This window comes from Virgibacillus litoralis, assembly GCF_017873675.1.
In the GTDB taxonomy this organism is placed as follows: domain Bacteria; phylum Bacillota; class Bacilli; order Bacillales; family Amphibacillaceae; genus Lentibacillus; species Lentibacillus litoralis.
Map to the genome: position 1 here is coordinate 70,630 of NZ_JAGGKK010000004.1, position 13,051 is coordinate 83,680.

Here is a 13,051-nt window from a genome sequence, read left to right on the forward strand (position 1 = left end):
CCCACCCGCGATGTGCGGGCGCATTCCATACGTCGCTGATCAGTCGCCTTCGCTTTTCTTCCTACTCAACGTCTATTTGAGCGCGCTGCAGTTTTCCACTAAAGTCCACATAGACTGCTTTCCATTCGGTGAATACATCGAGCGCTTGAACGCCAGAGTCACGGTGTCCGTTTCCTGTTCCTTTTGTCCCACCGAATGGCAAATGAATCTCCGCTCCTGTTGTACCAGCATTGACATATACGATTCCTGTATCAAGATCACGTTGTGCTTTAAATACGCGATTGACATCTCCTGTGAAGATTGAGCTTGATAACCCAAATTCCACGCCATTATTAACCTCGATTGCTTCTTCAAAACTTTTTACGGGTACTAATGAAACAACTGGCCCAAAGATTTCTTCTTGTGAAATACGCATATCAGCCGTGGCATCTGTGAACAATGTTGGAGCAAAATAGTGACCCTTTGCATGTTCACCTTCATCCATGACATAACCTCCAGCCAGCATTTTCGCTCCTTCATCTTTGCCTATCTGAATATATTTTTTAATTTTTTCAAGACCTGCTTTATTAATGATCGGTCCTACTTTTATTGACTCATCAAGACCATCACCGATTGTTAACTTTTCCATTTCAACAAGCAGACGCTCTTCCAGTCTTTCTTTAACATCCTCATGAACAATTACGCGGCTGCAAGCTGTGCAGCGCTGACCACTTGTTCCGAAAGCACTCCATAAAATACCTTCGACAGCAAGGTTAAGGTCCGCATCATCCATGACAATTACAGCATTCTTCCCACCCATTTCAAGTGAAACTTTTTTCAGCTGTTCCCCGCATTTACTTGCAATGCTTCGTCCAGTATCATTTGATCCGGTAAATGAAATAACACGAATATCATCATGGTTAACCATTGCATCACCAACTGCAGATCCCTTTCCAAAGACGACGTTTACAACACCTTTAGGTAACCCTGCCTCTTCAAAAATCTTTGCGAGCTCAAAAGCCATAATTGGTGTTTCTGTCGCCGGCTTCCAAACAACTGCATTACCAGAGACAATCGCAGGAAATGACTTCCAGGTGGCAATGGCAATTGGAAAGTTCCATGGTGTGATAATTCCAACAACACCAACCGGACAACGCTGACTCATCGCAAATTTATCCTTTAGTTCTGCAGGAGTCGTCTGTCCAAACATCCGACGGCCTTCTCCAGCCATGTAAAATGCCATATCAATTCCTTCTTGCACTTCGCCTCGTGCTTCTTCAATTACTTTTCCATTCTCCATTGTCAGTAATTGTGATAACCGTTCTTTACGTTCTTTCATGATGCTTCCAACACGGAACAGCACCTCCGCACGTTGTGGTGCCGGAACTTGTGCCCATTCCTTTTGAGCCTTTTTTGCAGCTTTAACAGCAGTGTTCACATCCTCACTGCCTGATAAAGGTACGTTAACAACTGTTTCTCCATTTGCCGGATTAATAACCTCAGTCGATTCTTTAACATCAATCCACTCACCATTGATAAAGTTTTTAAGTCTTTCTGCCTTAAGTAATGTTTCAGCCATAATAAATACCTCCTAAAAATTGGTGTGTAATCTATTTTGCAGCACGATCACGAATTTGCGTAATCGTGGATGAAACTGAAATCTGTTCTTTGTCAGTCAAAATCTCAATCACTGCTGGTCTGTTTTTTTCTAAGGCCAATTCAAAAGCTTCAGCAAACGCCTCTATTGTTGTAACCTGATAACCGTCAGCACCAACACTAATTGCTAAATTCTTAAAGGAAACAGTCCCTAAATCAGTACCAACCACTTTCTTCGGGTAATGAATTTCCTGGTGCATGCGAATGGTTCCATACATGTTATTATTAAAAACAAGACATATGACTGGAATATTATTTCTAACTGCTGTTTCCAGCTCCTGAACGGTCATCATAAAACCACCATCACCAGATAAAGAAACAACTGTTTTTTCCGGAAAGGCCAATTTCGCCCCAAGTGCTGCTGGCATTCCATACCCCATCGCTCCAGATGTTGGCCCTACATACGTATGTTTTTCGGTAAATGGATAAAATGCATGCAGCCAACCTGCAAAATTACCAGCATCATTTGTTAATAAAGCATCTTTGGGCAACTTTTTTTCCATCAACGCAATAATATGTTTATTAATCACATCATTATGAGAAACATTTAAACTACTAACCTCCTCATGTGCTTGACGACGTTCTTTCACCCAATTACCCCATGCACAGTTGACAGCTATATTACCTAACACTTGTAATGCTTCGCCGACATCAGCTACGATTCCTGCATCTGGTGCGTAAACCTTACCGATTGTGTCATAACTTATATCAATATGGATAAGTTGTTTGTCTGCTGTAATAATCTGATAGTCCTGTGTCGTTACTTCTGAAAGGCGGGTGCCGAGCGCAATAATCAGATCTGCCTGCTCTACTGTTTGCAGCACTTTTTTATTGGTCCCAAGCCCAAGATGCCCCACATATAATGGATGATTATTAGGGAAAACATCTTGCCTTCTAAATGCTGCCAATACAGGAATTGTATACTTTTCTGCAAAAGCTACCAGAACTTCTTCCGCCTGCGAGCTTTTCACTCCACCTCCAGCTATAATCAATGGTTTTTTTGCTGATGAAAGTAATTCTTCAACACGATTAATCTCATGTTGTGCTGGTACTGGTGATGGATTAACGGTTACAGGTCCAAATTGCATTGAAGCTTCAACAGGGAGAACATCCTCCGGCAGCGAAATAACTACTGGTCCCGGTCTTCCTGTTTGAGCAATTCGAAATGCCCGTTGAACAATCTCAGGCATGCGCTTTGCATCATTAACCTCGACTGCCCACTTGGCAATATGCTGAAAATAACGGTCTAGATCAACTTCCTGAAATCCCTCTCTGCCTCTAAACTTGCTATGTACCTGTCCCAGAAATACAACCATTGGAGTTGAGTCCTGGTATGCAGTGTGAACTCCAATTGATAGGTTAGCTGCTCCAACGCCACGTGTAGCAAGCACAATACCAGGTTTTAAGGTTGATTTTGCATACCCTTCAGCCATAAATGCTGCTCCACTTTCATGTCTTGCGGCTATAACACGTATGCTCTCTTCATCATGTAATGCATCTAACACAGGCAAATAACTTTCACCAGGAACGCAGAACACATTTGAAATACCCTCTATTTTCAGGCATTCCACAATCGCTTGAGCTGCTGTTTGGGTTTTCGTTTGTCGGATTGCATCTCCCGTACTTTTCACTTTTGGGTCACCTCCTTAAAATCTAATCTTTGAATCCTTCCAATTACATCATCTAAACGTTCGATAGTAACTGTTAGCGCCACTCTGATAAAGCCTTCACCACGTGAGCCGAACGCGTTTCCAGGTGTTACGATAACTCCTGCTTCCTCAAGCAACTTGTTAGCAAAAGACATCGACGAAAAGCCATCAGGAACCTTTGCCCAAAGGAAAATGGTGCCGTTCGGCTTTTCTGCATAGATACCAAGTTCCTGCAAGGCTTTGTGTAATTTTTCCATTCGTTCCTGATAAATCTTGTTATTCTTGGCTACTTCGGAAAAATCACTCTTCAACGCAGTGGCAGCAGCTTTTTGTATAGGGAGAAACTGACACGTATCAATGTTGCTTTTAAACGTTGATAACGCCTTAATAATTTCTTTATTTCCAACCATGTATCCAATACGCCAGCCAGTCATATTAAAACTTTTTGACAACGACCCGAATTCAACAGCATTTTCTTTAGCACCATAAACCTGCATCACACTAGGCGACTTGTAGCCGTTGTAGGTAACCATGTCATAGGCAGCATCATGAACGAGCAAAAGGTTATTTTTTTCAGCAAATGTAATCGCTTTCAAAAATGTGTTATAACCTACAGTTGCTGCTGTTGGGTTACTTGGGTAATTTAAAAGCATTAATTTTGCCCGTTTTACTGCAGCACTCTCAACCTGGTCATATAATGGAATATAGTCATTGTGTATATCCAATGGTAGTGAGACACTTTCTCCTCCTGCTAAATGAACAGCTGTCCGATAAACAGGATAACCAGGATTCGGAACTAATACAGTGTCATTATGGTTTAGGGTAGCTTGCATTAGGTTTGCTATTCCTTCCTTTGAACCGATTACAGCCATAACCTCCGTGTCTGGATCTAGGTCAACATTATACTGCTTCTTATAAAAATCAGCCACTGCCTCTTTGTACTCAACGCATCCGCTATATGTCGAATAACGGTGATTATCAGAAATCCTGGACTCCTCAGTCAATCTATCAATCACAAAATTTGGTGTCGGCAGATCAGGCGCACCAATCCCTAAATCAATTACATCTACTCCACTTGCTTCCATTTCCTTTTTCTTTCGTTGAAATTCAGAAAATAAATAGGGCGGCAAATTCTTTACTTTGTCAGAAACAAAGCTCATTCTTTCCCCTCCATATTTCATATAGTAAAACGTTATTTCATATCTAATTTAAGTATAAATCAGTATTTTAAAATTTGCAATTGTTTTTAATATACAGAATTTAAATGATTCAAAAGTCTTGTTCATTTTTCAATCCGATAATTAATAGATATAAGTTTGAAACCCCCATATTCATTGTTATTATGAAGGTAGGAACAAAAAGTGCAAGCGCCTGTTCAGCGCGTATGGACTAGACTGACTCAAAATTTTATTGTTTCCTAGACAGTTAGAAAACTTGGCTTATCACCAAGCTTTAACTGCTGAAAAATTCCTGAACAAATGAGGTATGATAATATGAACACGGAGAAAACGTATGCGACCAATTTAGACCAAAAAGATAACTTAAAAGATTTTCGTAAGGAGTTCTACACATCAAATGGAAGAATTTATTTTGATGGTAATTCATTGGGACTCTTATCAAAGCGAGCTGAGCAAGCGGTAGATGACGCAGTTAACGCGTGGAAAAAATACGCGATAGATGGATGGACTGAGGGAGAACATCCCTGGTTTTATTTATCCGAAAAATTAGGATCCATGACCGCTCCTTTAGTTGGCGCTAAAAAGGATGAAGTAATTGTTACAGGCTCCACAACGACAAATATGCATCAGCTTGTTGCAAGCTTTTATAAACCGAATAACAAGAAAACTAAAATACTTGCAGATGAGTTGAATTTCCCATCTGATATATATGCCCTGAAAAGTCAATTGAAACTAAAAGGGTACGATCCAGATGAACACCTTATTCAAGTGAAAAGCAGTAATGGTAATACACTTGAGACAGAAGATATCATAAAAGCCATGGCTGATGATGTAGCTTTAATTGTACTGCCAGGAGTTCTCTACCGAAGCGGGCAAATTCTTGATATGGAAAGGCTAACGCAGGAAGCACATAAGCGCAATATTATAATCGGCTTTGATTTGTGTCATTCAATCGGAGCGATACCACACCAACTATCCGAGTGGGACGTTGATTTTGCATTCTGGTGTACCTATAAACATTTAAATGCTGGTCCGGGAAGTGTTGCCGGTCTATATGTTAATCAAAAACATTTCGGCAATGAACCAGGACTTGCTGGCTGGTTCAGTTCTGCAAAAGAAAAACAATTCGATATGGAGCATACTTTGACACCAGCTAATGACGCAGGCGCCTATCAAATTGGTACACCACACTTATTAAGTGCTGCTCCATTACTTGGATCTCTGGAAATGTTTAATGAAGCAGGCATTAAACAGATTCGTCAAAAATCGCTTGAGCTTACAAATTATTTAATGGAACTAATCGACAGTGAATTATCCGATTATAATTTTACAGTAGCTAATCCGGCAGATGAGGTTACACGTGGCGGCCATGTTTTCCTTGAGCACAAAGAAGCTGCGCGGATCTGCAAAGCATTGAAAGCCGATGGCGTCGTACCGGATTTTCGGACACCAAATGGTATTCGCCTTGCTCCGGTTGCTTTATATAATACATTTGAAGAAGTGTGGGAAACTGTTCATATTCTCAAACAGATTATGAAGGAAGAACGCTATAAAAGGTATGAAAACAAACGGGGGGTTATCGCATAATGACGGAATCAAAGTGGATTGATATCTCACAGCCTTTAACAAATGAGATGGCACACTTTCCAGGAGACACGCCATTAGACTATTCACTTACCTATTCAATAGAACAAACTGGATCAGTGAATGTCGGGCAAATGACAGGAAGCTTACACACGGGAACACATATTGATGCACCTTTTCACTATGATTCAAAGGGAATAACAATAGATGATCTTGACATAAATCTAGCGATCGGAAAAGCAAAAGTAATTGATGTTAGTGATGTTGAAAAAATTACAGCCGAAACATTGCAGGGTTTTGATTTCAACGGTATCTCGAGAGTGTTGCTGCATACCTCTCTGCCAAATAATCCAAACCGCTTCCCAGATAAAATGCCGGATTTAGACCCTGGTGCAGCTCCTCTTTTAAAGGAAAAAGGCGTAAAGCTAATCGGTGTGGATATGCCTTCAGTTGATGCTCCAGATAGTAAAGATTTGGCCACACATCATGCATTATATAATAATGGGATTTTTATTTTGGAAAATCTCATGCTCGACCATGTAGTACCAGGAGATTACGAGCTAATTGCTATCCCACTCGCTATTACAGGTGCTGATGCTAGTCCAGTCCGCGCTGTATTAAGGTCACTTAGTTAAAGGAGGAGATTTTTTGAGCGATAACAAGTTCACAAATGAAGAGGGAATTCATACTGATTTTATGGAAGATATGAACTATGGTGATTACTTGCAGCTAACACAGTTACTGTCTAGCCAGAAACGTTTATCCGGTCATCATGATGAAATGTTATTTATCATCATTCATCATGTGAGTGAGCTCTGGCTTAAATTAATTATTCACGAAACAAAAGCTGCTGTCACCTCGATCCAGAAAAATGACCTGCAATCCTCGTTTAAAATGCTTGCACGTGTTTCTAAAATACAGGAACAAATTATCCAGGCTTGGGATGTGCTATCAACATTAACGCCTGCCGAATACATGGAATTCCGTGACAAACTTGGCAATGCATCCGGTTTCCAATCCTATCAATATCGTTTGGTTGAATTTGTACTAGGCTATAAAACACCACATGTCCTTAAGATTTACAAAAAGGAACCAGAGATCCATGCAATATTGGAAGATGCCTACTATAAACCGGGGCTTTATGACGTTTCAATTCAGGCATTAGCACGTAATGGTTTTGATATTAATCCAGAAGTACTTAATCGCGATTTTTCCGAAACATATGAAAAAGATAATTCAGTTGAACAGGCCTGGATGGAAGTATATCAAAATGTATCCGACCATTGGGAGCTCTATCAGCTTGCAGAAAAATTGGTCGATGTTGAAGATTGGTTCCAGCAATGGCGCTTTCGCCATATGAAAACGGTCGAACGAATTATTGGACATAAAACGGGAACAGGCGGTTCTTCCGGAGTCGGTTACCTAAAACAAGTATTGGATCACTACTTCTTTCCTGAATTGTGGGATTTAAGAACTAAAATATAAATCTTTATCTATTTTTTTATTGCGCAAAGATTAAATAATGATATAATACTGTACAACATTAAAGAAAAGGGAGGCAAAAAATGAATTCAGAAAGAGATCAATGGTCATCCAGACTTGGCTTTATTTTATCATCAACAGGCGCGGCAATAGGTCTTGGGGCAATATGGAAATTCCCCTATATGACCGGAATGAATGGTGGCGGCGCCTTTTTTCTACTTTTTATTGCGTTTACAGTTATCATCGGCCTTCCTTTATTAATTTCTGAATTTATAATAGGACGAGGGGCACAAAAAGAAGCTATTAGCGCTTTTAAAAAACTTGCACCTAAAAGTGGCTGGTCAATAATTGGTCGTTTGGGCGTATTTGGATCATTTGTCCTTATGTCGTTTTACAGTGTCGTAGGTGGATGGGTACTTATTTATAGTGCATTATCCATCCCCGGTTTAATAATCAAAGAGAACGCCAACTATGAGCAATTATTTGGTATGATTACAGGAAATCCTTTGATAACGATTCTAGGTTTAGGATTATTTTTAATCATAAATATTGTTGTTATTACATTTGGTATCAAAGGCGGTATTGAAAAGGCAAGTAAAATATTAATGCCATTATTGTTCATCTTTTTTATAATATTAGTCATTCGCTCCGTCACATTTGAAGGAGCTTCGGAAGGATTAAGATTCTTTCTCCAGCCTGACTTTTCCAAAATCACCGGCGAAAGTGTTTTATACGCATTAGGGCAATCCTTCTTCTCCTTAGCGGTAGGTTTCTCGGTAATGGTTACGTATAGTTCCTACTTGGGTAAAGATGTTAGCTTACCGTTTTCAGCAGGGTCTGTATCAATTATGAACATTTTTGTTTCCCTGTTAGCTGGTTTAGCCATCTTCCCTGTTGTCTTCTCATTTGGACTTGAGCCAACAGAGGGTCCGGGGTTATTATTCATGGTTTTACCTGAAGCATTCGCTCAAATGCCTTTCGGAGAGATATTTTTAAGCTTATTTTTATTATTATTCTTATTTGCTATATTAACGTCATCATTTAGTATGCTGGAGATTATTACGTCGGCTTTCACTGCCAATAAACAACGTTCACGTAAAAAGGTAGCATGGATTGCTGGTTTGATAGTCTTCATTGCAGGAATACCAGCTGCACTGTCGTCGAGCATCCTGGCCAATTTTAAAATTTTCAACCTGACAGTATTCGATGCAAGTGATTTTCTCGTGAGTAATATATTATTGCCTGGTGGGTGTTTATTAATTGCATTGTTTATTGGATTTAAGATGGATAAAACGCTGATGAGGCGAGAGTTCAATGAAAGCAATAATTTGTCACCAAATATGTATCAGCTATGGTTCCAAATCATGCGATGGTTAGTGCCTATTACTATTGTGATTGTATTCTTAGGTTCATTGGGAATACTATGATGAAAAGATGCCGAATATGGCATCTTTTTTCATGGCTCTTTTGTTGTTGCTGATAGCATTCAAAGGGCCTTTGTTGAACAACCCATTTATTAACGGAATGAGGATCCGCCTCGCTCTTCTGAGAGCACTTTTTCTGCTATTTAACGGAACGAGGATCCGCTTCGATTGTTTGACGGATCCTCGTTCCGTTATTTGCTAGAAAACCCTCGTTTTAAGCATGGGAGTGAATCCTCATTCCGCTATTTGTCATTTTTGCCCTCAATTTCGGCTGATTTCCTGCTGTTAGCGGAATGAGGATCCGCTTCGATTGTTTGACGGATCCTCGTTCCGTTATTTGCTTGTAAGCCCTCGTAGCATGGGGTGGATACTCATTTCGAGTGGTAATACTTCATCCTTCTATTGTATTATCCTTCCAGTTTGAGTACAAAAATACCACATACCCCTAAAACTTTTAAACAGCTTTATTCATAAATGATTAGTAAAATGAATTAAGGGGAATTTTAAAAATAGGAGGAATAAAAATGACAAATCAAATTATTATTGTCGGCGGTGTTGGTGGAGGAGCAACAGCTGCAGCACAAATTCGCCGCGTTGACAAGGAATCAGAAATCATACTTTTTGATAAAGGAAATTACGTAGCTTTCTCTAACTGTGGAATGCCCTATTACATCGGTGGTACCGTTGATGAACGTGATGATTTACTAGTTGATAATCATGAATTTGCTAAAAAGTACGATATAAATCTCAAAACAGATTCAGAAGTTATCTCCATTAATCGTGAACAAAAGCAAATTGAATATAAAAATAATGGAAAAATCCAACACGAAACCTACAACAAGCTGATTCTTTCACCTGGAGCTTCTGCTATTGAACCCGACCTAAAAGGATTAAACCCTAAACAGACATTTACGTTGCATACCATTCCAGATATGGACGACATCTACGCATTTATTCATCAACACAAGCCACGCACCTGTGCGATTATAGGCGCCGGTTTCGTTGGTCTTGAAATGGTAGAGAACCTAAAAGCATTGAACATAGAATGTACTGTGGTTGACCGCTCCAAACAAGTAATGAAGCTAGTAGACGAAGACATGGCAACAATAATCCAAGACCACTTAAAAGCTAAAGGAGTTAACCTTATCTTGAAGGATGGTCTTGATTCATTTACCAATAATGGCTCAACTTTACACTTAAACAGTGGAAAAAGTATTCAGGCCGACATGACCATTTTAGCAGTTGGTATAAAACCGAATACCAAAATTGCTGAGGACAGTTCACTGGATATTGGTGAAACTGGGGCAATAAAAGTAAATAAATACATGCAAACAAATGACCCTGATATATATGCTTTAGGCGATGTCGTTGAAACGCAAGATTATCTGACTGACACGCCACGCCATGTAGCACTGGCTTGGCCAGCACACAGACAGGCATTTATTATCGCAAACCATTTGCAGAATAATGATGTGGCCTATAAAGGGACACAAGGTTCAGCTATTTTTAAAGTCTTTGATTTGAGCGTTGCAGTATCTGGATATAGTAGTAATGCACTTAATAAACTAGATATCCCATTTAAAGAAGTAACCCATGAATCGTTGTCACATGCAGGTTATTATCCCGGAGCTGAGAAAGTTAGCATGAAAATACTATTTGAAGAAAATAACGGTCAAATTCTTGGAGCGCAAGTCATTGGTGAAGATGGCGTTCATAAACGTCTAGCTGTAATTGCTACAGCAATGAAAGGTAAAATATCAGTTGCAGATTTGGCAGAACTGGAGCTTGGTTACGCACCACCATACTCGTCACCAAAAGATCCTATAAATATAATTGGATACAAGGCAAGTAGTATGCTGAATAAATAAAAAATTAAGCACCAGGAAAATTCCTGGTGCTTTTGAAAATTATATTAGTTATTTTTTGATTTATTGGCTTTTTCTTGTGCCTTTTCAGCCTTTTTCTCAGCTTTTTCTTGTGCCTTTTTAGCTTTTTTCTCGGCTTTTTCTTCCGCTTTTTCTAATTTCTTAGCTGCTTTCTCCTGTTTCTTTTCGGATTTCTTGGCAGCTTTCTCCTGAGCTTTTTCTAGTTTCTTAGCTGCTTTTTCTTCTGCTTTTTCAGCTTTTTCTTGTGCCTTCTCTAGTTTCTTAGCTGCTTTTTCTTCTGCTTTTGCTAACTTCTCAGCAGCTTTTTCTGTTTCATTATCGTCGTTCTCCACTTCAGATGCTACAACTGTTAACTCGGATTCAGGTTCAGTAGTATCCTCTTCTGACTCCTCTTCTGACTCTTCCGCATTACCAGAACGTTTTTCAATCTTTTCTGCTAGTCTTGCAAAAGATTTTTGGATGTTTTTCAGAATTGCAGCTTGTGCATTCGGATTATCGATTTTCAGAAGTACAGCTGATAGAGCATCAATGTTATTTGCAAGATTAATTCTTACTTCATCTGTTTCTTCATCTGCCTCTAATTCTGTGTCATCATCAGCAACGACATCATCTGTTTCCGTAGTATCCTCTTCTGGTGTATCGCCCTCGGTTGTAGTACCTTCTTCAGTTTCTGTTCCGTCTTCTTCTGTACCTTCTTCAGCTGACGTATCGCTATCTGAATCTGCATCAGTCTCACTATCAGCAGTTTCACCAGAACCTTCAGAACTATCTAGCATATCTTCTGCCTCTTGCTGTGTTGCCGCTGCTTTTTCCAGTAATTCAGCCGCTTCTTCTGTTTTTCCAGCTTTAATAAGTTCATTTGCTTCAGCAATACGCTCAGCAGCAAACTCAGCTAGCAACTGGCTTTCCTTATAATCATCAAGCGTAATAGCTAATTGAATATTCTCTTTTACTGCTTTAATAAAATAGAAGAAGTCCCCAGGAATTAGATTTGGTGCATCAGCTTCCTCTTCACTTCCATCTTCTTCATTTGTACCTTCTTCTGTATCTTCTTCCGTTCCTTCATCTGTTTCACCATCTGCTTCTTTAACAGTAAGTTTGTCGTCTACACTCGCAAACGCCATACCAGGTCCAGCTGTTAATGCAAATGCTGCAACTAGCATCGCACTTAATACAATCTTAATAAATTTTTCGGATAATTGCATGAATCTATTCCTCCTTTATTTAACTTAATACATCTTTCGACTTTCTATAAGGGTTTATGTATGTTCTTGTAATATTTTTGTAAAAATAATGAAATGTGCCTATAATAAAATATGTATAAAGTCCCATAAACTGCAAGAATTCCTATTAGAGAATATTAGGGAATTTGGTATTTGTAAAAGGAATTCTTATGATTAGCTACTAAAAAACTCCCGAAAGTATATTTTTACCTTCAGGAGTAATTTCTACAGATCTTCTTCAAACCGATAAACTAATCTATATTTATCTTCATCTAAAACTTCACTAACATGAACCCGGACGCCATGACCAAAAACTATTTCATTCTCTGTCATTGCAACAATCATTGCCTTTGTATTAGTTTGATTATCCAGATAAATGTCACCCACAACAGGCTTCATCTCACTATCTTTTTCTGCTAGAAACTCTGGAGATTCATCTTCTTGTTGTTGTTCTTCAGATACAAGCGCTTTATCATAATATGCTATGTCTTCACTGTCTTCCGCTTTACCTGGTACCATAACAACATATTCACTATGTTTTACCCCATTATCTCTAGTTGTTACTACATTTCCATCTTCTACATTATCGACCTTTTCGATTTCATTAAGTGAGTAATGATCCAGAAAATCTGGTGCAGGTTTAATAATTAAAATATAATCCCCTGGTTCAGGCTTTCTATTTTGATCAACTGTGTAGCGTTTACCATAAAAAATAAACGTATCCTTATGTTTTGGTTTATACGGATGTATTTCGCTCGCTTTGGATAGTATCTGCTGCATATCTTTTAAACGATATAAGTGGACAGATTGTTTGAACATCGGCTTTACCGAGTACACTTTATGAAGTTCATTTTTGTAATAAACAAACTGACCCTTCCTTACCTGAAATAACTTCACTATAAGTTAACCTCCTTTTGTATATATTATTACATACTTATTTTCCCTTAATACTAACTAAATTAAACATAAATCAAGAAAACCCAAATGCAT

Annotated in this window: 10 protein-coding genes; 5 read left to right on the forward strand and 5 right to left on the reverse strand. The window is 39.0% G+C overall.

What is annotated here, in order from left to right; translation table 11 throughout:
* Window positions 1–61: 61 nt before the first annotated feature.
* Genes J2Z82_RS05305 through J2Z82_RS05315 form a run of 3 tightly spaced genes read right to left on the reverse strand, consistent with a single transcriptional unit; the run spans window position 62 to window position 4,444 of the window.
* Window positions 62–1,558: an aldehyde dehydrogenase family protein gene (locus J2Z82_RS05305; RefSeq protein ID WP_209479748.1), complete on the reverse strand. Its 1,497-nt coding sequence runs from the start codon at window positions 1,556–1,558 to the stop codon at window positions 62–64.
* 31 nt (window positions 1,559–1,589) lie between these two features.
* Complete coding sequence (locus J2Z82_RS05310; RefSeq protein WP_209479868.1) at window positions 1,590–3,245, reverse strand: thiamine pyrophosphate-binding protein; 1,656 nt, start codon at window positions 3,243–3,245, stop codon at window positions 1,590–1,592.
* A gap of 17 nt (window positions 3,246–3,262) precedes the next feature.
* Complete coding sequence (locus tag J2Z82_RS05315) at window positions 3,263–4,444, reverse strand: aminotransferase class I/II-fold pyridoxal phosphate-dependent enzyme (protein WP_209479749.1); 1,182 nt, start codon at window positions 4,442–4,444, stop codon at window positions 3,263–3,265.
* Window positions 4,445–4,777: 333 nt separating this feature from the next.
* Between J2Z82_RS05315 and kynU the strand changes: the two genes are divergently transcribed.
* The 5 genes from kynU to J2Z82_RS05340 all read left to right on the forward strand — a co-directional run bounded on the left by kynU (window position 4,778) and on the right by J2Z82_RS05340 (window position 10,820).
* On the forward strand, window positions 4,778–6,049 hold the full coding sequence (kynU, locus tag J2Z82_RS05320) for a kynureninase (RefSeq protein WP_209479750.1): 1,272 nt from the start codon (window positions 4,778–4,780) through the stop codon (window positions 6,047–6,049).
* Window positions 6,049–6,681 carry an arylformamidase gene (gene kynB / locus J2Z82_RS05325; RefSeq protein WP_209479751.1) on the forward strand — a complete coding sequence of 211 codons (633 nt, stop codon included), beginning with the start codon at window positions 6,049–6,051 and terminating at the stop codon, window positions 6,679–6,681. The genes kynU and kynB overlap by 1 nt, the downstream gene beginning before the upstream one ends.
* A 13-nt stretch (window positions 6,682–6,694) precedes the next feature.
* Window positions 6,695–7,531, forward strand: coding sequence for a tryptophan 2,3-dioxygenase (gene kynA, locus J2Z82_RS05330; RefSeq protein WP_245251121.1), 837 nt, complete (start codon window positions 6,695–6,697; stop codon window positions 7,529–7,531).
* A gap of 80 nt (window positions 7,532–7,611) precedes the next feature.
* Window positions 7,612–8,955 (forward strand): sodium-dependent transporter, encoded by a 1,344-nt coding sequence (locus J2Z82_RS05335; RefSeq protein WP_209479752.1) that lies wholly within the window; start codon window positions 7,612–7,614, stop codon window positions 8,953–8,955.
* A 521-nt stretch (window positions 8,956–9,476) separates the two neighbouring features.
* Complete coding sequence (locus J2Z82_RS05340) at window positions 9,477–10,820, forward strand: CoA-disulfide reductase (RefSeq protein ID WP_209479753.1); 1,344 nt, start codon at window positions 9,477–9,479, stop codon at window positions 10,818–10,820.
* Window positions 10,821–10,864: 44 nt separating this feature from the next.
* Here the strand turns inward: J2Z82_RS05340 and J2Z82_RS05345 are convergent, their stop codons facing one another.
* Window positions 10,865–12,043 (reverse strand): DUF5667 domain-containing protein, encoded by a 1,179-nt coding sequence (locus J2Z82_RS05345; RefSeq protein ID WP_209479754.1) that lies wholly within the window; start codon window positions 12,041–12,043, stop codon window positions 10,865–10,867.
* A gap of 243 nt (window positions 12,044–12,286) precedes the next feature.
* Window positions 12,287–12,958 (reverse strand): hypothetical protein, encoded by a 672-nt coding sequence (locus J2Z82_RS05350; protein WP_209479755.1) that lies wholly within the window; start codon window positions 12,956–12,958, stop codon window positions 12,287–12,289.
* Window positions 12,959–13,051: the final 93 nt, after the last annotated feature.